The sequence below is a fragment of the Mesorhizobium sp. L2C066B000 genome (assembly GCF_000502335.1).
In the GTDB taxonomy this organism is placed as follows: domain Bacteria; phylum Pseudomonadota; class Alphaproteobacteria; order Rhizobiales; family Rhizobiaceae; genus Mesorhizobium.
The window spans coordinates 101,387-123,662 of record NZ_AYWZ01000007.1; the positions used below are offsets into that span (position 1 = coordinate 101,387).

Annotated in this window: 22 protein-coding genes; 13 read left to right on the forward strand and 9 right to left on the reverse strand. The window is 63.0% G+C overall.

What is annotated here, in order from left to right; translation table 11 throughout:
* Positions 1–78: 78 nt before the first annotated feature.
* Positions 79–426 carry an ArsC family reductase gene (locus X733_RS149085; RefSeq protein ID WP_023687095.1) on the reverse strand — a complete coding sequence of 116 codons (348 nt, stop codon included), beginning with the start codon at positions 424–426 and terminating at the stop codon, positions 79–81.
* 165 nt (positions 427–591) lie between these two features.
* Here X733_RS149085 and X733_RS149080 point away from each other — a divergent pair, with 165 nt between their 5' ends.
* Both X733_RS149080 and X733_RS149075 read left to right on the forward strand, forming a co-directional pair.
* On the forward strand, positions 592–948 hold the full coding sequence (locus X733_RS149080; RefSeq protein ID WP_023687094.1) for a metalloregulator ArsR/SmtB family transcription factor: 357 nt from the start codon (positions 592–594) through the stop codon (positions 946–948).
* Entirely contained in the window at positions 945–1,424 is a 480-nt protein-coding gene (locus X733_RS149075) for an SRPBCC family protein (protein WP_023732139.1), read from the forward strand. Before X733_RS149080 ends, X733_RS149075 begins: the two co-directional genes overlap by 4 nt.
* Before the next feature lie 90 nt (positions 1,425–1,514).
* On the opposite strand, the gene X733_RS149070 is transcribed toward X733_RS149075, so the two are convergent.
* The gene (locus tag X733_RS149070; protein WP_023818997.1) at positions 1,515–1,868 is read right to left on the reverse strand and encodes a nuclear transport factor 2 family protein; all 354 of its coding nucleotides are present in this window, start codon (positions 1,866–1,868) and stop codon (positions 1,515–1,517) included.
* Between the two features lie 186 nt (positions 1,869–2,054).
* Between X733_RS149070 and X733_RS149065 the strand changes: the two genes are divergently transcribed.
* Entirely contained in the window at positions 2,055–2,759 is a 705-nt protein-coding gene (locus tag X733_RS149065; RefSeq protein WP_023818998.1) for an SOS response-associated peptidase, read from the forward strand.
* Between the two features lie 440 nt (positions 2,760–3,199).
* Here X733_RS149065 and X733_RS149060 read toward each other — a convergent pair whose 3' ends face one another.
* The 6 genes from X733_RS149060 to X733_RS149035 form a co-directional block, all read right to left on the reverse strand.
* A complete protein-coding gene (locus X733_RS149060) occupies positions 3,200–4,285 on the reverse strand; it encodes an ABC transporter ATP-binding protein (protein ID WP_023818999.1) in 1,086 nt (361 codons plus the stop codon).
* Positions 4,275–4,874, reverse strand: coding sequence for a cupin domain-containing protein (locus X733_RS149055; protein WP_023684396.1), 600 nt, complete (start codon positions 4,872–4,874; stop codon positions 4,275–4,277). The genes X733_RS149060 and X733_RS149055 overlap by 11 nt, the downstream gene beginning before the upstream one ends.
* Before the next feature lie 282 nt (positions 4,875–5,156).
* Complete coding sequence (locus X733_RS149050; RefSeq protein WP_023668506.1) at positions 5,157–6,263, reverse strand: ABC transporter substrate-binding protein; 1,107 nt, start codon at positions 6,261–6,263, stop codon at positions 5,157–5,159.
* Positions 6,230–7,108 carry an ABC transporter permease gene (locus X733_RS149045; RefSeq protein WP_023819000.1) on the reverse strand — a complete coding sequence of 293 codons (879 nt, stop codon included), beginning with the start codon at positions 7,106–7,108 and terminating at the stop codon, positions 6,230–6,232. The genes X733_RS149050 and X733_RS149045 overlap by 34 nt, the downstream gene beginning before the upstream one ends.
* Positions 7,105–7,986 carry an ABC transporter permease gene (locus tag X733_RS149040; RefSeq protein WP_023819001.1) on the reverse strand — a complete coding sequence of 294 codons (882 nt, stop codon included), beginning with the start codon at positions 7,984–7,986 and terminating at the stop codon, positions 7,105–7,107. Before X733_RS149040 ends, X733_RS149045 begins: the two co-directional genes overlap by 4 nt.
* A gap of 96 nt (positions 7,987–8,082) precedes the next feature.
* Positions 8,083–9,360 (reverse strand): FAD-binding oxidoreductase, encoded by a 1,278-nt coding sequence (locus X733_RS149035; protein ID WP_023819002.1) that lies wholly within the window; start codon positions 9,358–9,360, stop codon positions 8,083–8,085.
* Between the two features lie 176 nt (positions 9,361–9,536).
* Here X733_RS149035 and X733_RS149030 point away from each other — a divergent pair, with 176 nt between their 5' ends.
* The 8 genes from X733_RS149030 (at position 9,537) to X733_RS148995 (ending at position 17,559) form a co-directional block, all read left to right on the forward strand.
* A complete protein-coding gene (locus X733_RS149030; protein ID WP_023749139.1) occupies positions 9,537–10,694 on the forward strand; it encodes a fumarylacetoacetate hydrolase family protein in 1,158 nt (385 codons plus the stop codon).
* A 137-nt stretch (positions 10,695–10,831) separates the two neighbouring features.
* Positions 10,832–11,209: an ATP-binding cassette domain-containing protein gene (locus X733_RS1000000168195; protein ID WP_081740678.1), complete on the forward strand. Its 378-nt coding sequence runs from the start codon at positions 10,832–10,834 to the stop codon at positions 11,207–11,209.
* Complete coding sequence (locus X733_RS149020; RefSeq protein ID WP_023819004.1) at positions 11,139–12,251, forward strand: ATP-binding cassette domain-containing protein; 1,113 nt, start codon at positions 11,139–11,141, stop codon at positions 12,249–12,251. The genes X733_RS1000000168195 and X733_RS149020 overlap by 71 nt, the downstream gene beginning before the upstream one ends.
* Positions 12,248–13,276, forward strand: coding sequence for an ABC transporter permease (locus X733_RS149015; protein WP_196813737.1), 1,029 nt, complete (start codon positions 12,248–12,250; stop codon positions 13,274–13,276). The genes X733_RS149020 and X733_RS149015 overlap by 4 nt, the downstream gene beginning before the upstream one ends.
* A 296-nt stretch (positions 13,277–13,572) precedes the next feature.
* Entirely contained in the window at positions 13,573–14,505 is a 933-nt protein-coding gene (locus X733_RS149010) for a substrate-binding domain-containing protein (RefSeq protein ID WP_023687083.1), read from the forward strand.
* A gap of 109 nt (positions 14,506–14,614) precedes the next feature.
* The gene (locus tag X733_RS149005) at positions 14,615–15,601 is read left to right on the forward strand and encodes an ABC transporter permease (RefSeq protein ID WP_023668514.1); all 987 of its coding nucleotides are present in this window, start codon (positions 14,615–14,617) and stop codon (positions 15,599–15,601) included.
* A 4-nt stretch (positions 15,602–15,605) separates the two neighbouring features.
* On the forward strand, positions 15,606–16,400 hold the full coding sequence (locus X733_RS149000; RefSeq protein WP_023668515.1) for an ATP-binding cassette domain-containing protein: 795 nt from the start codon (positions 15,606–15,608) through the stop codon (positions 16,398–16,400).
* A 136-nt stretch (positions 16,401–16,536) separates the two neighbouring features.
* A complete protein-coding gene (locus X733_RS148995; RefSeq protein ID WP_023668516.1) occupies positions 16,537–17,559 on the forward strand; it encodes a LacI family DNA-binding transcriptional regulator in 1,023 nt (340 codons plus the stop codon).
* Positions 17,560–17,999: 440 nt separating this feature from the next.
* Here the strand turns inward: X733_RS148995 and X733_RS148990 are convergent, their stop codons facing one another.
* A complete protein-coding gene (locus tag X733_RS148990; protein ID WP_023668517.1) occupies positions 18,000–18,581 on the reverse strand; it encodes a TetR/AcrR family transcriptional regulator in 582 nt (193 codons plus the stop codon).
* 242 nt (positions 18,582–18,823) lie between these two features.
* Between X733_RS148990 and X733_RS148985 the strand changes: the two genes are divergently transcribed.
* Both X733_RS148985 and X733_RS148980 read left to right on the forward strand, forming a co-directional pair.
* Complete coding sequence (locus X733_RS148985) at positions 18,824–19,084, forward strand: hypothetical protein (RefSeq protein ID WP_023819005.1); 261 nt, start codon at positions 18,824–18,826, stop codon at positions 19,082–19,084.
* On the forward strand, positions 19,078–22,266 hold the full coding sequence (locus X733_RS148980; protein ID WP_023735605.1) for a multidrug efflux RND transporter permease subunit: 3,189 nt from the start codon (positions 19,078–19,080) through the stop codon (positions 22,264–22,266). Before X733_RS148985 ends, X733_RS148980 begins: the two co-directional genes overlap by 7 nt.
* Positions 22,267–22,276: the final 10 nt, after the last annotated feature.

Consider the following 22,276-nt stretch of genomic DNA (forward strand, 5'->3'; position numbering starts at 1 on the left):
ACGCGTTCGTCATCCTCGTGTCTGCGCTGCGTCGCTTCGCTCCTTGCTACGCCATAGGCTGGACGAGGCAGGGCTACGCTACTTCACCACCCCTTCATAAGCCTCCGGCTTGAACCCCACCAAAATCTCATCCCCGACCTCGAGCACCGGGCGCTTGATCATCGTCGGGTTGGCCAGCATCAGCTTCCTGGCCTTCTTCTCGTCGAGCCCTTGCTTGTGCTTGTCGGGCAGTTCGCGGAAGGTCGTGCTGCCCTTGTTGAGCAGCTTTTCCCAGCCAACCTTGCCGATCCATCCATCCAGTCTGCCCACCTCTATCCCCTCGGCCCGGTAGTCGTGAAAACGGTAAGGCACATCGTGGCCCTCCAGCCAGGTGCGCGCCTTCCTGATCGTGTCGCAGGTGGTGATGCCGTACATGGTGATCGTCAAAACGCACTTCCCTTGGGCTGGTGGTCGAATCCGCCGGACAGCCTAAAACCGTCCTTCCCGCTTTGCCAGCACCCCGGTCACATCAGCCCATTTTTAGGGCTTGCCAATACTAAGGAATTTTCCTAAGTATCTTTCTATACCCGTCGACGGACCTCAGGATCGCCCATGCCAAGCCTCCACGCCCCAACTACAAGTCTCCCGCCGATCGACGGCATCTTCCGCGCGCTGGCTGACCCGACGCGGCGGCGCGTGGTCGAGCGGTTGAACCGCAGTCCGGCCTCGGTCAGCGAGTTGGCGCAGCCTTTCGAGATGGCGCTGCCTTCCTTCATCGAGCATCTGAAAGTGCTGGAAGGCTGCGGTCTGGTGCGATCGGAAAAAATCGGCCGCACCAGGACCTATCAGCTGGCGCCCGAACCGCTGCAGCTCGCCGAAAACTGGCTGGCCGAACAGCGCACGCTGTGGGAGCGCCGACTCGATCAATTCGACGCCTATGTGATGAGCCTCAAGGAGCAAGAAAAGTGAGCTATCCCTTCAAGCCCGACCCCAGACTGGACCTTGTGCTGGAGCGCAAGCTCGACGCGCCGCGCGAACTCTTGTGGAGCGCGATGACGGTGCCGGAGCATGTCAAGCAATGGTTCACGCCCAAGCCCTGGCTGATCACCGATTGCGAGATCGACCTTCGTCCGGGCGGACTGTTCCGGACGCGCATGCAATCGCCCGACGGCAAGGAGGTCAACGACCGCCATTGCTGCTATCTCGAGATCGTGCCGAACGAGCGGCTGGTGTGGACCGATGCGCTGCTGCCGGGCTATCGGCCCTCGGGCGAGGCCTTCATCACCGCAGTCATTTCGCTTCAGTCGGATGACAAGGGCACGCGCTACACGGCAACGGCCATCCATCGCGACCAGGCTACCCGCAACAATCATGAAGAGATGGGGTTCTTCGACGGCTGGGGCACGGTGGCCGATCAGTTGGCGCAGTATGTGAAGACCATTTGAGCTTTTCCCACTGCGGCCAGGACTTTTGTCCCGGCCGCCTGGTTTTTGGGTCGTGCAGCGAAGCGCGCCGGAACCCGACGGCACCCGGGCTCAGTAGTAGAAGCGCTTTTCTGTGATCTTGCCGTTCTTGACCGTGTACAGGCCAACCTCGTCCATGGTGACCCGTTCGCCGGTGGCCTTGGGCGTTATGTCGAACTTGAAGCGCACCGCGAACTGGTCGCCGTTGACATAGGGGCCTTCGACAGAGCCGCCATGGAGTTCGTGGTTCGCTTGCCACCATTCGCCCTTTTGCCTGAGAGCTTCCTTGCCACGGGCAATGGCCATCGGCCCCTCCATCGCTTCGAGGCTGACGATATCATCGGCATTGTACTTTTCACCAGCACCCAGGTGATCCCCCTGCTGGAGCATTTCGGTGAAATCCTTGGCAACATCCGCGATGGTCATGTGTGTTCCTCCTGTTCAGACTGGTTTGAAGTAGGGAAGCGCTTGCCGGCCCGCCACCTTTACCCGCACGACAGCTGACAAGGTGTGTCAGGACGATGATATAGCGCGGCTGTGTGACGACGATTGCGGCGGCGTCGGACAGCGACTTCGGTTGCAGACAAAAGCCAATTCCGCAATGCTGGGTGCATGTGCAACCTCTACAACATCACGACGACGCAAGAGGCGGTCCGCCAATGGACCCGCACATTGCGCGATATCAGCGGCAACCTCGAACCTTCGCTTGATGTCTATCCCAATCAACCTGGGCTTGTCGTTCGCAACAGGACGGATGGGCAGCGTGAACTGGCGAAACTGCTTTGGGGGTTGCCAACGCCGCCCGAGCGCATGAAAGGTAAGGCCGACTACGGCACCACCAACGTTCGCAATCCGCAATATTCGCACTGGCAGCAATATGTGGGCGTCGAGCACAGATGTGTCGTGCCGGTGACCAGCTTTGCCGAGCCCAGCCCTGCGGCGAACGATAAAGACCCGGAAACAGGAATCCAGCGAAATTACTGGTTTGCCCGTGGCGAGAGCCGGCCGCTGTTCTTCTTCGCTGGTTTCTGGACGTCTTGGCAGGGCGTGCGAAAGGTCAAGGACGGTCCCGGCGACTTCGAGCTATACGCCTTCATGACCACCAAGCCTAATGCTCTCATTGCGCCGATACATGAGAAGGCTATGCCCGTGATCCTCACCACGCCGGAGGAAACCGAGGCTTGGCTGACGGCGCCATGGTCGGAAGCACGGCGTTTGCAGCGGACGGCGCCCAACGACGCGTTGGTGATCGTTGAGAAGCCAGCCACACAGATCAAGTTCCCACCACAGGCCCCGGCCCAAGGGTCTCTGTTTTAGCCCGAAATCGGCTCTCCTCAATCGTCGTCTCGCCAGATTACCCGGCGAACCATGCGGATTTCGACAAGACGTCTGACGCGAATTTTAAGGCGTTCAGCAGCGCTTGGCAGAATGATGCCTGCATCGAGCTCACGACCTTTGCAGCGCTCGCACCGCATGTGCCGCTCCACATCCCAAAAGGGGATATCACCAACCAGCTTTGCGAGATCGCCAGGCAGATAGTGTCGAGTGATGTTGCAGTTCCGACATCGAACACGAATTAGCTGCCCGACTTCATGCGCCAAGCAGAGGGTTTGCACATTTCGGCGCGGTCGGGTGCTTAGTTCGGGCATCCCGCAAAGTAGGAATATATTCCTTTGCGAGTCAATTCACACTTAATTCCACCTTGGCGATCTTCACAGCAGGTTAAATCCAACCGTCGATGAAGGGATTGGGTTGGATCAGCTTGGCAGCATAGGGCAGTTGGCACCACGGCGCAGGCTGACATGCGCCACGTCGCCGACGCTGAATTGAAAACCTTCGGCCTGGCGCGGCGCGTCGATCACCACCGGCAATCCCTGCCCCAGCTCAGCATGCAGCCGCAGCGTGCGGCCGTGGAAGACGATGGAGTTGACGCGCGCCGGCGCGGTGCCGGCGGCGGCATCGGTGGTGGCCAGCAAGTCCTCGGGGCGAACGCCGATGGTGCGCTCAGTGCCTTCGCCGGGCGTGTCGCCGGTTTCGGATGTTGCCTCCAGCGAGAGCCCGCCGGCGGCAAAGCGCAGGCGGTCGCCATCGCGGCCGATGAAGCGCGATTGCAGCAGGTTCATCGTGCCGATGAAGCTCGCGACGAATTTCGTCGCGGGCCGGTCGTAGAGCGTGGCCGGCGGCGCGATCTGTTCGATGCGGCCCTTGTTCATGACGACGATGCGGTCGGAGATCGACAGCGCTTCGGTCTGGTCGTGGGTGACCATGACGAAGGTGGTGCCGAGCCGCGACTGCAGCCGCTTCAGTTCGACCTGCATCTGTTCGCGCAGATGCGCATCGAGCGCCGACAGCGGCTCGTCGAGCAACAGCACGCGCGGCTCGCAGACGATGGCGCGGGCGAGCGCGACGCGCTGGCGCTGGCCACCCGACAGTTCGGAAACGCGGGCGCCGAGCTTGTCGGCGAGGCCGACCATGTCGAGGGCTTCGCGGACGCGCTTTGCCTGCTCGGCGCCGGACATTTTGCGCAGCGACAGGCCGAAGCCGACATTCTCGGCGACGTTCATATGCGGGAACAGCGCATAATCCTGGAACACGGTGTTGACGGGACGCTCGAAGGGCCTCAGCGCGGTGATGTCGCGACCATCGAGCAGCACCTTGCCGCCCGAGGGGCTTTCGAAACCGGCAATGACGCGCAGGCTGGTGGTCTTGCCGCAGCCCGACGGCCCGAGCAGGGTGATGAACTCACCGCTGATAATATCGAGATCGACGGCATCGAGCCCGACAATGCCGCCGGGGAAAACCTTCGAGACCGTGTCCAGGCGTACCAGCGCATCAGGCGCCATCGCGAACCTCGGACGGCTTGGTGGTGTTGACCCAGAGGATCTGGCAAGGCTCGGTGCCGGGATTGCGGAAGGCGTGCAGAAGCGTGCTCTTGAAGGCAAAGGAGTCGCCGCTCTTCAGCACGTATTTTGTCGAGTCCACCACCAGTTCGACCTCGCCCGACAGGACATAGCCGAACTCGTGACCGATATGCGCATAGGCTTCCGCCGTGCCGCCATCGGCTTCCACGGTCACCAAGAGGCCGGTCAGCGCCGCGCCCGGCGGCGACAGCAGCGCCTTGGCGATGCCTTCCGACTTGACCGGGAGCTGCCGCCTTTTGTCGGCGCGCACGCAATAGAGATCGTTGGCGGCTTCGTTGCCGTCGGTGATCAGCGCCGAAGGCTCGATGTCGAGCGCGGCCGCAAGCGGCCAGATCACCTTGACGCGCAGCGAAGACAGGCCGCGCTCGATCTGGCTCAGCGCACCGATGGAGACGCCGGCTTTTGCTGCCAGCTCGGCCAACGACAAATTGCGCTCCAGCCGCAGCGCCCGCACGCGCCGGCCGACGCGAATGTCGGCGTCGGCCTTTGGTTTCGCTTCAAGCATGTCCATCAGTTGGTCCTTGTTGCAGTCTTTGGCGCGGCGGCAAGACCCGCGGGCTTCAGGAGATTAGTCACAATTACCTGCCGTCGGCGCTGCCCCTCATTGTCCTGCCGGACATTTCTCCCCGTATAGTGACGGGGAGAAAGCGGCTGGTCGCAAACTCGGCGCCATTTCTGCAACGTTTGCGATTTGCGAAATCGCTGGTGACAGCGCCCCTCTCCCCGTCACTATACGGGGAGAGGATGCCGGCAGGCAGGTGAGGGGGCAGCGCAACCGTCGGCGATGGATCCCTCAGCCGCCCGCCTTCACTTTCTCGAACATCTTCGCCACATCGTCGTTCTGCTTCATCGGGCCGGTGAAGATGGTGGTCTTCAGCATCACCTCCGGGTCCGCCGGCAATTGCAGCTTGTCCAGTTCGTCCTTCGCCACGCCGGCGAAGGCGGTGCTCAGCGAGCTGCCATAGCCGTAGGCCTGGATCAGGTACTTACCCGAGTCGGCGTCGAGCCGGCTGTTGATGAAGTCATAGGCGAGGTCGACGTTTTTGGCGTCCTTGAGCATGACGAAGCCGCAGGCCCAGGTCAGCATGCCCTCCTTCGGCTTCATGAACTCGACCGGCACGCCCTGCTTCTTCAGCGAGGTTGCCGACGCGTTCCAGGTCATGGCGGCGACCAGCTGGCCGCTGGCCAGCGCCTGTTCGACCGAGGTCATGTCGGTGGTGTAGTTGGAGAGCAGCGGACGCTGCTCGCGCAATTTTTCCGCCACCTTGTCCATCTGCTCCGGCGTCATATCGAAGGGGTTTACGCCGGCCAGAAGTGCTGCAACGATCGGCGTGTCATGCACGGCATCGATGGTCGCCATGCGGCCGGCATATTGCTTGTCCCACAGAAGGTTCCAGCTCGCTTCCGGGTTCTTCACCAGATCGGTGCGGTAGAGGATCGAGGTGTTGCCCCAATCCCACGGCACCATCCAGACCTTGCCGTCGCCGGCCTGGATGTCGGGCAGGTTCTTGAACACCGGGAAGATCGAATCCCAGTTCTTGATGCGCTTGGTATCGATCGGCTGCAGCAGGCCTTCCTTGTTCCAGCGCGCCACCTTGTCGTAGCAGGGATGGGCGATATCGGGGCGGAAGCCGGCCTTGACCTTGGTGAAGGCATCGTCGTCGTCGCCGAAGATCGAGGCCTCGACGCCATCGGGATGGGCCGTCAGGAAGCTCTTGTTGAAGTCTGGCAGTTCATAGCCGGACCAGGTGAAATATTGCAGCTTGTCGGCGGCGAAGGCGACAGTCGACGACAGGACGATTGCAAGCGCGGCAAGCCCGGTGCGGGCTGTCTTTGCAGTGATCGATTTCGGGCCAGTGATCGATTTCAGCCCAGTAATTGATTTCGGGTCGAATGCCATTTCGGTTCTCCTCTTTTGTTATGGTTCAGGCTGGACTGGTGGGCGCCNCGGGCTGTGCTCAGCCCGCGATGGCGCAGGATTTCGGCGATGCCGGCGATGATGACGGACACAGCAAGGATAGCTGTCCCCAGCGCCATCACGGTCGGCAGCGAGCGAGGAAAACGCAGTTGGCTCCAGATGTAGAGCGGCAGCGTCGGCTCGGTGCCGGCGAGGAAGAAGACGACGATGAACTCGTCGAAGGAAATCAGAAAGGCCAGCATGAAGGCCGAGACGATGGCCGGCAGCGAGAGCGGCAACATCACCCGCCGGAAGGTCGTCCAGTCGGAAGCGCCGAGATCGAGTGCGGCCTCGCGAATGGTTTTCGGAATTGCGGCAAACCGGCTGCGCATGATCACCACGGTGGTCGGCAGCGCCACCAGTATGTGGCCGAGAACGATGGAGATGCGCGACGGGCCGAGGCCGATGAGATTGACGAGGATCAGCAACGATATGCCGACGATGACGCCGGGGATCAGGATCGGCAGCCTGGAGATGGCGCTGATGGTGGCGGCGAGCGGCGAACGACCGTAGAGGTCCATATAGGAGACGGTGATGCCGCAGAGCGTGGCGCCGGCGGCGGCCACGACGCCAATGACGAGACTGTTCAAAAGCGCGCCGGACAGCGCCGGATTGCCATAGAGCGTGGCATACCATTCGAGCGTGAAGCCCTGCAGCGGAAACGCGGCCTGGATGGAGTTGTTGAAGGAAAACAGCGGGATCAACAGCACCGGCAGATAGAGGAAGACGAGATAGGCGATGACGTAAACGCCAAGCCAGCGGCCGCCTTCGGTGCGCGCTGCGCTCATGTGCGGCTGCCGAATTTGCGGTCGGCGCCGCGTGCGACCAGCACCACGCAGAGGATGACCAGCATCACGCAGACTGAAAGTGCCGCCCCGAACGGCCAGTCATTGGCCTTGCCGAACTGCGACTGGATCAATGTGCCGATCATGGTGCTGGCGGGACCGCCGACCATGGCCGGGGTGACATAGTCGCCGACCGTCGGCACAAAGACGACGAGGGCGGCCGCCAGAACGCCCGGCATCGAATTGGGCAAGACGACGCGGCGAAACGCCGTGAACGGTCTGGCGCCGAGATCGGAGGCGGCTTCGAGCAGTGATTTCGGGATGGTGTCCAGCGCCACATAGATCGGCAGGATGGCGAAGGGCGCATAGGCATGCGCCAGCGTGACGACCACCGCCGCCGGCGTGTTGAGGAAGGCCAGCGTCGGCTCCGACCAGATGCCGCTGTCGATCAGCGCCGAGTTCAGCACGCCATTGTAGGCGAGCACGATCTTCCAGGCGAAGACGCGCAGGAGATAGCTGGTCCAGAACGGCAGGGTCACCAGAAACAAAAGCAGGCTGCGGCGGCGGCCGGCATAGAAAGCGAGATAGTAGGCGACGGGATAGGCGGTGACGACGGTCGCCAGCGTCACCAGGCCGGCGATCACCAGCGAGCGCAGCGTCACCGTCCAGTAGAGCGGATCGGAGACCACGGTGATGAAGTTGCCTGCCGTGAAGCCGGCGCCGAGCAGCGAACCGTCATTGCCGCGCAAAGCGAGGAACAGCACGAGGCCAAGGGCAAACAGGATCAGGAACAAGGTGACCAGCCCGCCCGGCAGCAACATGGCGAAGCGGAAGCCTCGGGACGACCCTGCCGGCGCTTCTGTTGCAACGATGCTCGACATCGGACTGCTCAACGGAAATATGAAATCGGCTTAGCTTTTTTCATATTTGTGAAACTGTCAAGCTGAATCCACGAGGCCTAGGCGACTGGCGCCCAATCAGCGCTCGAAGGCGTCGAGCATCCGGTACCAGGCGATGGTCGCGGCGACGCCGACCTGGCGGAAGGCGTGGAACGGAATCGGCCGGACCGGCGACAGCGGGAACGGCAATTGATTGACATCGCCGCCCGCGAGGTAGCCCGCCATGCGTTTTCCCAGCGCGGTCATCAGGCCGACGCCCCTGCCCTGGCAACCAACTACGGCGAGCAGGCCCTTTTCCGGCTCATGGATGTGCGGCAGGTGATCCGGCGTCATCGCCACACGACCGAACCAGCGTTTCTCGATCGAGATATGGGCCAAGGCCGGATAGAGCCGCACCAGCGCGTGCTGCAGATGCGCCCAGTCGGCCTCGCTCCTCGGCCGCGCCATGCGGCCGCGGCCGCCAAGCACCAGATGGCCGTCGGCTGTTTTGCGGTAGTAGACGAGAATGCGCCTGGAGTCGGACACCGCCTGCCCTTCCGGCAGGATCGTCGCCGCAAGGTTGGACGACAGCGGCGCGGTGGCGACCTGGAAGGAATGCAGCGGCACGATCGTTTCGGCGAGGCCCGGAAGCAGTCCATCGGTATAGGCGTTCGTCGCCAGGACAACCGCTTTCGCCCGCACCTCGGCGCCGCTTTCGGTTGAGACACGCCAAAGACCGGCCTCCTTGCGGAGTTTCACCACCTTTTGCCGCTCGGCAATGCTGGCGCCGGCGGCGGCAGCGATGCGCGCCAGTTCCACTGTATAGGCGAGCGGATCGATGATGCCGGCGCGGCGGTCGAGCCAGCCGCCGAGATAGCCTTGCGCGCCGGTCATAGCTGCGATCTCGCTTTCATTCAGAAGCCGGACATCGGCGCCACGCGCCCGCCATTGACGATCCCTGTTCGCCGCCGCTTTCAATGCGGTTTCGGTATGCGCGGCCTGGATCCAGCCATTGCGCATGAACGGCACCGCCAGCTTTTCGTCTTGGATGAGATCGAACACCGTCTCCGCCGTCGAGGCGGCGAAATCGACCAGCGCTTGGCCACGCTCGGGGCCGAAATGCTCGAGCAGCCATTCGGGATCATATTTCAGGCCGGGAATGACCTGGCCGCCATTGAGGCCCGAGGCGCCCTGGCCGATCTCGCCAGCCTCCAGCACCTGTACACCGAGACCGAGCCGGGCTGCGTGCAAGGCGGTCGACAGGCCCATGAAGCCGCCGCCGATGATGGCAACGTCAACCGGCGCCGGGACGAGCGACTGGAAGGCGGATGCGGTCTGCGGCTTCTGCCAGATCGGAACGGAAAACGGTGCGGGCAAGGCTTCACCTGGAGTATGCGGAAAATGAAAATTCTAGTTCCAGTTTCATTTTTTTGAAAGAGCGGGCCTCATGTCAGAACTGACAATTGCCTGCGCCACGGGATAGACCTTTGGCGTGAATCCGGTGAAAGTGCAGCGGCCCAGCTGCCATCTCGATCATCAAAGGACCGTAAGCCATGACGAACCCAACGCAGCTTCCCGCCGACGGGCTCTTCATCGGCCGAGCCAGGGCAAGCGATGCCTCGCATCCGCTGGTGGTCACCGTGCGCGACGGCATCGTTTTCGACGTCACCTCGACCACCGCACCCACAGTGCGCGACATCTGCGAGATGGCCGATCCGGCCGGACACGTGCGCTCTGCCAAGGGCGAACCGATCGGCTCGCTCGACGCGATCGCCGCCAACAGTTTTCAGGCCACCCGCGACCCGGCAAAACCCTATCTGGTCTCGCCTGTCGACCTGCAGGCGGTGAAGGCGTCGGGCGTGACCTTCGTGGTCAGCCTGCTCGAACGCGTCATCGAGGAGCAGGCGCGCGGTTCGGCGGAAAAGGCCGACGCCATCCGCGCCGACATTGCCGGGCTGATCGGCCACGATCTGTCCAAGCTGAAGCCCGGCTCGCCTGAGGCGATGGAGATCAAGGCCAAGCTCATCCAGCGCGGCGCCTGGTCGCAATATCTGGAAGTCGGCATCGGCCCCGACGCCGAGATCTTTACCAAATGCCAGCCGATGGCGTCCGTCGGCTTCGGCGCCGATGTCGGGCTGCATCCGGTGTCGACCTGGAACAACCCCGAGCCGGAGATCGCCATGATCGCCGCCAGCACCGGCAAGATCGTCGGCGCCACCATCGGCAACGACGTCAATCTGCGCGACGTCGAGGGACGCTCGGCGCTGCTGCTCGGCAAGGCCAAGGACAACAATGCCTCGGCCTCGCTTGGGCCCTTCATCCGGTTGTTCGACGCAAGCTTTTCCATCGACGATGTCAAGCGCGCCACTGTGCGGCTGAAGGTCGAGGGCGAGGACGGGTTTTCGCTGGAGGGCGCGAGCTCGATGGCCGAGATCAGCCGTTCGCCCGAAGAACTGGTCGCGGCCGCCATGGGGCCGCACCACCAGTATCCCGACGGCTTGGCGCTTTATCTCGGCACCATGTTCGTGCCGTCGAAGGATCGCGGCGAGAAGGGCAAGGGATTCACCCACAAGGTCGGTGACATCGTCACCATCTCGTCGGAGAAATTCGGCGCGCTGGTCAACCGGGTGCTTCTGTCGCCCGATTGCCCGCACTGGACCTACGGCGCCAGCCATCTCATGCGGGACCTAGCCAAGGCCGACCTGATCTGATTTCGGAGCAGCGGGACGAACGGCTAGCCGGTAAACGTTCCTGTCCGGGATTCGTAAGCCGTTTGTTAGCGGAATCCGGGTGACTGTATCGGAAATTCGCTCCAGGATCGGGGCGCGGTCTGTGGGGGCCGAATCGCATGCTCGGTTTGCCGATGATATCGGTGCGCAATCTCGCCATGCGTTATGGCGGCGTTTTCGCGCTAAGGGATATGAACCTGTCTGTCGGACAGGGGACGATCCATGCTGTCGTCGGTGAAAGCGGCGCCGGCAAGTCGACGCTGGTGAAGGTGCTTGCCGGCGTGCTCCGGTCCAACAGCGGCACCATCCGTGTCGGCGACCAGATAGTCACCGTCGACAGCCCGATCGCTGCACGCAAGCACAGCTTCGGCGTCGTCCACCAGGGGCTCAGTCTGTTTGCCGACCGCTCGGTGCTGGCCAATCTGCATGGGCGAACGGCATTATGTCGAACTCGGCCGCGCAATTCTGGAAGGCCCGAGGCTGCTGATCCTCGATGAACCGAATTCTGCGCTCGACCGGCGCCAGACCGAGCACCTGTTCACCGTACTAAGTGACCTCAAGGCCAAGGGCACGAGCGTGCTCTATGTCTCGCACCGGCTGGAGGACGTGTTTGCGATCGCAGACCAGGTCACCGTGATGCGCAACGGCCGTGACGTGCTGACAAGTGAGCGCTCGGCGTTGAGCGAAGCCGATGTGATCGACGCCATGATCGGCCAGCAGCGCGGCAGCCTGTTCCCGCCTGCACTGCCGGCCAATGCCAGCACGATAAGGCCGCGGATCACGGTGGAGGGTCTGAGCGGCGGCCGGATTTCCGGCGTCAGCTTCACCGCCCGCTCCGGCGAGATCCTCGGCTTGGCCGGGCTTGAGGGGTCGGGCGTTGAAGACCTGTTCGAGATGCTGTTTGGCCTGCGCGAGGCGCAAAGCGGCAGGGTGCGGCTCCCCGACGGCTACGGCTTGCCTGGAAATCCGACCGAAGCGGCGCGGCGCGGCATCGGCCTGGTGCCGGCCAACCGCCTGTGCAACGGCCTGATGCCCGACCGGTCGCTGGCCTTCAACATAGGCAACATCGCTACCGGCGCCCGCAACTGGGGGTCTCGCCGCTACTCGCCCAAGGCCGCGATCGCCGCCGCCGCAAGGCAGATCGATGCGCTGCGCATCAAGGGCCTGCCGGACGCGCCGGTGAATTCGCTGCTGGCCGGCGATCAGCAGAAGATCGTAATCGCCAAATGGCTGGAGACGGCGCCGCAAGTGCTGCTCCTAGACAATCCGGCTGGCGGTATCGAGGCGGCTGCCAAGCGCAAGATCTATGCGCTGATCCGGCAGATGGCGGCCAATGGCTGTATCGTTTTGCTGCGTTCGGTCGAGCCGTCCGAACTGACCAACCTCAGCAACCGCGTCCTTGTCTTCCACCGCGGCCGGGTCGCCGGCGAGCTGTCCGGCGCCGAGATGAAGCGAAGGACAGTGCTGCAACTGACCACCACTGGCGAGATGCCGGAGGCGGAGCGGCCGAAAAAGAAACTCGTGGGAGCCATGGCATGACACGATTGGATCCCATGCTACAGCTTGCCGGTTCGGCTGCCCACCCGAAGCGCAGCCTTCACCTGCCCGTCGAACTCAGGCCGCTCATCGGGCTCGTTGTCCTTGTGGCGATTACAGGCTTTGCCCGGCCGGATTTCCTCGACGAGGCCAATGTGCTGTCGTTGCTGGAAACCGCTGCGTATCCCGGCATGCTGGCGATCGGCATGGTGTTCGTGCTCGCACTCCGCGAGATCGACCTTTCCGTCGGCTGGATATTCCATCTCGCGGCCCTTCTCACCGCATTCCTTCTGGCCGCCGGCATCGACCCGTGGCTTGCCGCCCTTTCCGGCGTGCTGCTCGGCGCCGGGCTCGGCCTCGTCAACGGCCTGCTGGTGGTGGCGCTGCGACTGCCGGCCATCGTCGTTACGCTGGGCACCTTTGCAATGTTCCGGGGCCTGGCGGCGGTGGCCGTCAAGATGCAAGCGACAGCTCCGGCCAGCCCAGGCGGCGACTTCTTTGAGATCGTTCACGGCAAGCTGTTCGGCCTTGTGCCGACGGCTGTCTTTGTCTTCGTCACAATGGCGGTGGTGATGCACCTCGTGCTTCACCGCAGCCGCTTCGGCTACCGGATCCAGGCCGTCGGCAGCAATCCGCAGGCGGCGCTCTATGCCGGCATCCCGACAGGTGCTGTGCGGCTGCAGACGCTGGTGCTGATGGGCATCGTCTCGGGGCTGGCGGGCGCGCTGTGGCTTGGCTCTCCCGTTACCGACGTCGACCAAGGCGGCGGTTTCGTGCTGATGGCGATTGCCGCGGCGATCATCGGCGGCACCTCGCTTTCCGGCGGGCGCGGCACCGTCTTCGGTGCGGTGATCGGCATGCTGATCGTCCAGGTCATCTTGAGCGGCGTGACCCTGTTCGGCATCGACGCCGCATGGAGCCCCTTCGTGATCGGCGCGGTGATGGTGCTGGCGCTCGCGCTCGACCGGCTGGCCAAGGTGCTGCGCAACCGCCAGGCCGAGCGCTTTCAGGAAAATCCGCGCGCCTGAGTTTAAGCCCCGCCTGCTTGCCGGGAAATATCTCTATCTCTTGGTTGACGCAATTCCGGACGGAAAACCGTTTCACACTTTTCCTGGAATCGCCCTCTAACTGATGCGATCTGATGGGATCGATGATGGCGCGTTGCATCGCGCCACCATCCATTGGGCGGATGGAGGCTTGCCATCGGCCGCAAAAGAAGATGCTCTGCGCATCCGGGTCGGCGCTGGCAGGAGGAGAGGATCAAGGGCATGGCCCGGATCATCGCCGGACGTGGAGGTCGTTTTTCAACATGGGAGGAAAGCAAATGCTGACGAGGCTACGATTACTCGTGCTTGGCTTGATTGTGGCGCTGGCCGTTCCGGCGGCGGCACAGGCCAAGACGTTCTACTGGATTTCGCATGGCGGCCCGGCCGACCCGGTCTGGACCTACTTCCTGGCCGGCGCCAAGCAATGGGCGAAGGACACCGGCAACACCGTCAACACCTCGTTCCACAATGGCGACGTTGCCTCGCAGCAGGAGGCCGTGCGCGCCGCGATCTCGGCAAAGGCCGACGGCATCGTCACCACCAGCCCCGATCCGGGCAGCCTGATCGAAATCGCCAAGGAAGCCAACACGGCCAAGATCCCGATCATCAACTTCAACACGCCCGATCCCAAGGCAAGCTTCGACGCCTATGTCGGCGGCGACAACGTCACCTTCGGCAAGCACTGGGCGCAATATCTGGTCGACAAGGGCCTGGTGAAGAAGGGCGACTTCGTCTGGATGCCGGTCGAAATCCCCGGCGCCACCTACGGCGTCCAGGAAGAGGAAGGCATCAAGAGCGTCTTCGAACCGCTGGGGATCACCTATGAGATCACCGAAGCGACCCTCGACCAGGCCGAAGCCATCAACCGCATGGTCGACTATCTCACCGCCAACAAGGCCAAGGTCAAGGCAATCATCGGCCTCGGCGATCTGGTCACCGGCTCGATCAAGCGGGTGTTCGACCAGGCCGGCATCAAGCCGGGCGAAATCCCGGTCGTCGGCTGGGGCAACTCGCTCGACACCACCCAGGAAGTGCTGACCGGCTACGTCAATGCCGGCCAGTGGCAGGACCCGCAGGCGACCAGCTACGTCGCGCTGTCGCTGGCCAACATGGCGGCGTCAGGCATTCCTCCGGGCTTCAACGTCATCACCGGCGCGCTCTATGAAAAGGACACCGCGCAGGTCTACGACGACATCCTGTCGGGCAAATAACCCAGACCTTCAACAGTCGCGGCCGCAGCCGCGGTCGCGACTGTCTTTTCGCCGAGCCCTTCGCGTTGCGCGCTGGGCTCAGCCTTCCCCTTCCTGTCGCAGGTTATCAGTGGAAAACCGTTCGCTCATCCAACGCCTGATCGCGAGGCCGGAATTCGGGCCCTTCGTTCTGCTCATCGTCGAAATCGCGGTGTTCTGGAGCATCAACCACGATTTCCTGTCGCCGCAGAACATCTCCAACACGCTGGCCTTCACCGTCGAGCTCGGGCTGATCGCGCTGGCGATGACGCTGTTGATGACGTCGGGTGAATTCGATCTGTCGGTCGGCTCGCTGTTCGGCTTTTCGCCGGTGCTGATGTGGACGCTGTTCAACAGCGGCCTGACCTCGCTGGAGGTCGGCTTCCTCGCCGCGCTGCTGATCGCGGCCTTCATCGGCCTGGTCAATGGCTGGTTCGTCACGCAGCTGAAAATCCCATCCTTCCTGGTGACGCTCGGCATGCTGCTGGTGGTGCGCGGCACCGCGCTGTTCGTCACCGACGGCTTTCCGCAGCGGACGTGGAGCGCCGAGGGCAGCTGGCTGGCCGAAGCGCTGGTCGGTGATTTCTTCATCGGCCCGTTCCGCATCTACATGTCGCTCTTCTGGTTCATCGCGGCGGCCATCGCACTGGGCTACGTGCTGACGCAAAGCCGGACCGGCAACTGGATCCAGGCAGCCGGCGGCAATCCAGGCGCCGCAAGGGCGCGCGGCGTCAACGTCAGCGGCGTCAAGATCGGCCTGTTCGTGCTGTCGTCGGTGATGGCTTCGCTTGCCGGCGTCATCTCGTCGCTGCGCACGTCGGCCGCCAACCCCAACAGCGGCACCGGCTACGAGCTCGAAGTCATCGCCATGGTGGTGATCGGCGGCACGGCGCTGACCGGTGGGCGCGGCACCATCATCGGCACGGTGCTCGGCATCCTCATCCTGCGCGTCATGCGCAACGGCATCGTGCTGATCGGCGTGCCCGGGCTGGCCTACAACATCTTCATCGGCGCCATCATCCTCGGCATGATGGCGCTGCACTCATGGCTGGAACGCCGGCATCAGGCAGGGACCTAGAACCATGGCTGAACCGCTCATCCGCATGTCCAACATCAAAAAGTCCTACGGGCGCGTGCAGGCGCTCGAAGACGCCAATTTTCATGTCAACGAAAGGGAGATCGTCGGCCTGCTCGGCGACAATGGCGCCGGCAAATCGACGCTGATCAAGGTGTTGTCGGGGGCGGTGCCGCTGACCAGCGGCGACATTTTCATCCGCGGCAAGAAGGTCAATCTGCGCAGCACCAGCGACGCCATCGCGCACGGCATCGAGACGATCTACCAGGATTCGGCACTGGTGACGCAGCTGTCGATCGCGCGCAACCTGTTCCTTGGCCGCGAGCCGATCAAACCGCCGCGCTTTTTGAACCGCATGGACCAGGAGGCGATGAACAATGTCGCCCGCGACCTGTTGAAACAGGTCGGCATCTCCAAGAACATCCCGCCGACGACGCCGATCGGCTCCCTGTCCGGCGGCGAGCGGCAGGCCGTCGCCATCGCGCGCGCCATGCACTTCGACAGCGACCTGATCATCCTCGACGAGCCGACCAACAATCTCGGCGTCGCCGAGACGCAAGGCGTGCTGAGCTTCGTGCGCAACGCGCGCGATTCCGGGCATTCCTGCATCTTCATCGCCCACAACATCCACCATGTCTTCCAGGTGGTTGACCGCATCGTCGTCATGCGCCGGGGCAAGGTGGTGGCCGACGACATCGACCCGAAGAAGACCAGCGTGGCCGAGGTCGAACGCATCATCACCGGGATGTCCGACAAGGAGATCCGCGACGCCATCATCGAAGGCGGGCCATCGCACGGCTGAACCGTCTTCGCGCCGTCTGGCACGGAAACGCATCCGCTCTAACTCGTTGTAGAGCATGACCTTTTGACAAAACGGTTCCCGTTTGTCCTAGAAAACCGGTTCCCACTTTTCGGGATCATGCTCTATGACTACAGCCATGAAAGCCACCGTTGCCGACATAGCCAGGAGCTGCGGCCTGTCGACCGCGACCGTCGACCGGGTTCTGAACAACCGGGCCGGCGCGAGCGCCGCCAACCGCCAACGGGTGATGGAGGCGGCCAAGCAGCTCGGCTATTTGCCGGTGGTCGATCAGGTGACGCTGCCGTCGCGGCCGGCGCATCTTGAATTCTTCCTGCCGATCGGCGCCAACGGTTTCATGATCGACCTCGCCGGGCACATCGAGGACTATGCGGGGCGCCTGCCGCTGGTCGCCTCGTGCCGGATCCACAATCTCGGCGGCATCTCGCCGGCAGCGCTGCAGGCGGCGGTTGAAAATCTGTCGCTGAAGGCCAATGGCGTCGGCGTCATTGCCGTCGATCATCCGCGAACGCGCAACATATTGCGCGATGTGGTCGAGGCAGGCATCCGCCTTGTCACGCTGGTCTCCGACGTTCCAGCCGCCCCGCGTTCGGCCTATGTCGGCATCGACAACCGGGTTGCCGGACGCACGGCGGCGCTGTTGATGGGGCGCTTCCTCAATGGCCGCCAGGGTCATCTGGCGATGGTCGTCGGCTCGCGTTCCTATCGCGGGCACGAGGAGCGAGAAATGGGCTTTCGGTCGGTGCTGACAGAGGAATTCCCCAATCTCACGGTCTCGAGTGCGGTCGAGATCAATGACGAACCGGAGGGCAGCTACACCGCAACGATGCAGGCGCTGCACAACGAGCCGGAACTGCTCGGCATCTATTGCGTCGGCGCCGGGCGCTCAGGGGTGGCGAGAGCGCTGCTCGAGGCCAAGCCAAAGAAGAAGCCGGTCTTCATCTGCCACGACCTGACCAAGGAAACGCGCGGCTATCTCGTCGACGACCTCGCCGATGTCGTCATCGACCAGAATGCGCGGCTGATCGCGGAGCAATCTGTGATCCGCCTGCTTGGCTCGATCGCATCCGCCGCGCCATACCTGACGAAGAAGTTCATCGAGCCACGGCTGATCTTCAAGGAAAACGTGCCGGTGCAGTGAAGTCGCGCCGTGGCGGTTTCTCCGATTTGTACGACAAGTCGGGGTAGATGCCGCAAATCTGCACAGCAGCCATGCAACTTTCATTGTTGCCGAATCATTGGGCAACCCGTACTCATCTGGGTGTCGGCCATCTACTCCTCCCAGATGCGATGCCGACGCTGAGCGCGGTGCACCTCCTCCCGCATCTCGTTCGAAATCGAGCCCGCTGCCACCTCCTCCCGGCAGCGGGCTTTTTTCATTCCCAAATGAAACTTGGCATATCCAAAGCCCCTCACCCGGATTGCCGAGACCGAGTTGCAAAGAGCAATTCGCTGCAATCCGACCTCTCGCCAAAGCGAAAGGAGATCATCAGCGCCGGCGCCAGCCTCTTCTCCCCTCGGGGAGGAGCTAGCCGCGAAGCGGCCGGATGAGGGGGCCTTGCAAACTCGGTGAGCTGGAATTCAGCGCGCCCTGAAAGAGCTGATCAGGCCTTCAGCCATGCGCACGAACTGCGTGCTGGGGCCCTGGCAGCCCATGGTCTGCACGCTGACGCGCGCCCCTTCGAACAGCAGCGACAGCGTATCGGCCAGAAGCTCGGCCTGACCGATGCCCGCATCCCGGCACAGCGCAACGAGGCGATCGCGCTGAGCGCTCTTGAGCTCCTTGATCACGCTCCTGGCGGGATGGTCCGGCTCGGTCAATTCGGCGGCGGCATTGGCCATGTCGCAGCCGCGACCGTCAGCCGCCAGGCAAGCAGCGGCCATGCGAATCCAGGCATGCAACTGGGCGAGCTTGTCGCCGGGATGCTCAGCCTCGAATTGGTCCCACATCGCGGCGCCTTTAGCCGCCGACGCGCGCAGGCATTGGACGATCAGTTCGTCCTTCGACTCAAAATGACGGTAGAGCGTCATCTTGTTGGTGCCGGCGGCTTCCGTGATGGCGTCGACACCGACGCCCTTGATGCCATGCTTGTGAAACATGTCCTGCGCCGTCTCCAGGATTCGGTCCCGGGGGCGCACGCGATCGGTAATGCCGTCTGCCATCGCAGTCTCCTTGTCTCCCTAAAAATTCGGTTCACCTCTTGACTAGGGTGTTACCGGTCTGTAACTATCCGAATGTTACTTACTGGTAACACCTATGTGGCCTTCCGTCAATAACAAGGCCGTGATCTGGTCCTGCCAGATCACAAAGGGTGAAAATTGCAGGTCATGCGGCTCCGGCCGGTGAAGAGATGAAAACCGGTTCGCGATCGTCCGATGCGAATCGCTGGAATGGAGACGCTCCAATGTCGCAGCGCAAAGATTTGACCATCGATGAAGCCATCCTGGATCCGATGATCCGGCTGGTGATGAAAGCGGACCGCGTCAACCCGCGCGCCTTCGAAGCGATGCTGAGGACCGTGGCCGATGAGCAGGGCCTCAGCGGCGCGGCGCCGTCTTCGTATTTTTTGCAGGACCCGGGCTCAGTGCGCGGCAGGCGGCTGTCCCGGTCTGCCCATTCTTTTAAAGAGGCCGGTTCATCTAAAGAGGTTTGCGTGTCGTGGTAAATTTTTTCATCCATCGTCCGATCTTCGCCTCGGCGATCGCCATCATCATGGTGCTCGCCGGGACGATTTGTTATTTCCTTTTGCCGGTTTCGCAGTTTCCCGACATCACGCCGCCGCAGGTCGTGGTCAGCGCGCATTATCCGGGCGCCAGCGCGCAAGTGGTCGCCGATACGGTGACGACGCCGCTGGAGCAGCAGATCAACGGCGTCGAAGGCATGACCTACATGTCGTCGTCGAGCTCCAATGACGGCTCCTCGACCATCACCATCACCTTCGATGTCGGCTATTCCTTGAGCACCGCGGCCGTCGACGTCCAGAACCGCGTCTCGCAAGCGGCCTCCTCGCTGCCGGCGATCGTCAACCAGGGCGGCGTGACGATCAAGAAGCAGAACCCAAATTTCGTCCTCATCGTCAACCTGACCTCGCCCGACAGTTCGGTCGATCCGGTGGCGCTGAGTAACCTCGCCTATCTGCAGGTCGTCGATCCGCTGAAGCGGCTGCCTGGCGTCGGCGACGTCCAGATATTCGGCGAGCGCCGCTACTCGATGCGCGTCTGGCTCGACCCGGACAAGCTCGCCAATCTCGGCATCACCGCCGTCGACGTCCAGAATGCCATCTCGGAACAGAACGTCCAGGTGGCCGCCGGCAAGATCGGCCAGTCGCCGGCGCCCGCCGGCACCGCCTTCGAGATGCAGGTCAACGCCGTCGGCCGCCTGAGCGACCCCAAGGAGTTCGGCGACATCGTCGTGCGCGCCAACACCGGCACCGGCTCGCTGGTGCGGCTCCGCGACGTCGCCCGCATCGAACTCGGCGCGCTGCAATATTCGTCGTCGGCCTTCTTCGGCAAGGACCCGACGGTGGTGCTCGCCGTCTACCAGATGCCGGGTTCCAACGCGCTCGATCTTCAGCAGCACGTCAAGGACAAGATGCAGGAACTGTCGGCCCGTTTTCCCAAGGGCGTCAGCTACGCCATGCACTACGACACCACGCGCTTCGTGTCGGCATCGATGCATGACGTGCTGATCACGCTTGGCGAAGCGCTGGTGCTGGTCGTGGCCGTGGTGTTCATCTTCCTGCAGAGCTGGCGCACGACGATCATCCCGACCATCGCCATTCCGGTGTCGCTGGTGGCGACGATGGTGGTCATGGAAATGATGGGCTTCTCGCTCAACATGCTCTCCCTACTCGGCATGGTGCTGGCCATCGGCCTCGTCGTCGACGACGCCATCGTGGTGGTCGAGAATGTCGAGCGACAATTGGAGGCGGGCCTCAAACCGCTGGCGGCGACCAAGGCCGCGATGGCCGAGGTCACCGGACCGATCATCGCCACCACCGCAGTGCTGATGGCCGTCTTCGTGCCCGTTGCCTTCATTCCTGGCGTCTCCGGCAAGCTCTACAATCAGTTCGCGCTGACGGTGGCGATTTCGGTCGGCATATCCGCCTTCAACTCGCTGACGCTCAGCCCGGCGCTGAGTGCCGCCTTCCTGCGCCATCGCGGCGAGACGCAGTTCGCCCCATTCCGCTGGTTCAACACGGGCTTCGATAGACTGTCGCATGCCTATGCGCACGGCGTCCGTATCCTCATCCGGCTGCGCTGGATCATGCTCGGTCTGTTCGCGGCCGGCCTGGTGGCCACCTACTTCGTCTGGCAGAAGCTGCCCTCGACCTTCCTTCCGGTCGAGGACCAGGGTTACTTCTTCGTCGTCATCCAGCTGCCTGACGGCGCCTCGCTGGAGCGCACCGACGCGGTGGCCCAGAAGGCGCGCGACATCCTCCAAGCTACGCCCGGAGTCGAGATTGTCGGTTCGATCAGCGGCCTGAACTTCCTGACCAGTGCGGCGCAGTCGAACTCGGCTGTCGAGTTCGCCATCCTGAAGCCGTGGGAAGAGCGCGGCCCCGACCAGAGCGCGTCCAAGCTCGTCTCCGATGTGCGCGGCAAGCTGATGCAGATTCCGGAAGCCTTCGCGCTGTCCTTCGATCCGCCTTCGATCCCGGGTATCGGCACCACGGGCGGCTTCGAATTCGTCGTCGAGGACCTCACCGGGCGAGGCAGTTCAGCCCTCAACGACGCGACGCAAGCCGTGATCGCCGAGGCGCGCAAGCAGCCGGAAATCAACCCGCAGCAGCTGTTCTCGCCGTTCTCGACCTCGACGCCGCAGTTCAACTACGACCTCGACCGCAGCAAGGCCAAACTGCTCGGCCTCAACCTGCCCGACGTCTTCAACACGCTGCAGATCTATCTCGGCTCGCTCTACGTCAACGACTTCAACCTGTTCGGCCGCACCTTCCGGGTGACCATCCAGGCCGACAAGGATGCACGTGCCGACGCAGGCGACCTTTCGCGGCTCTATGTGCGCAACGCCTCCGGCGGCATGGTGCCGCTGAGCACACTGGGCAAACTGGTGCCGTTCGTCGGCCCGGAAACCGTGCCGCACTACAACAACAACGCCTCGGCCACGATCAATGGCGGCGCAGCCCCCGGCTTCTCGTCGGGCCAGGCGGTTGCCGCGATGGAACGGGCCGCCGCCACCGCTTTGCCCAGGGATTTCGGTTTCGAATGGACCGGCATCACCTTCCAGGAGCTCAAGGCAGGATCGATAGCGTCGGTCGTCTTCGGCCTCGCCATCGTCTTCGTCTTCCTGATCCTGGCGATGCAGTATGAGAGCTGGGCGATGCCGTTCATGGTGCTGCTGGCGGTGCCACTGGCCCTGTTCGGCGCCTTCGCAGCCCTGTTCTTGCGCGGCATGCAGATCGACGTCTACTCGCAGATCGGCTTCGTCATGCTGATCGGCCTCGCCGCCAAGAACGCGATCCTGATCGTCGAGTTTGCAAGGCGGCGGCGCGAGGAGGGACTGAGCATTGTCGACGCGGCAATGGAAGCTGCGCGGCTGAGGCTGCGGCCGATCCTGATGACGGCCTTCGCCTTCATCCTCGGCGTGCTGCCGCTGATGTTTGCGACGGGTGCGGGTGCGGCAAGCCGGCAGTCGATCGGCACCACCGTGTTTGGCGGCATGGTCGCGGCGACCATCCTGTCGCTGGTGTTCGTGCCAGTCTTCTACGCGGTCATCGAACAGCTGCGCGAAGGCCGCGTGCGCAGCGAACCGAACGCTGCTCATGACCAGGACAATAATGAACCGACTGCCGAACCAGCGCCGATGCGCCTGGCCGAAGCAGCCGAATAGAATTGGAGAC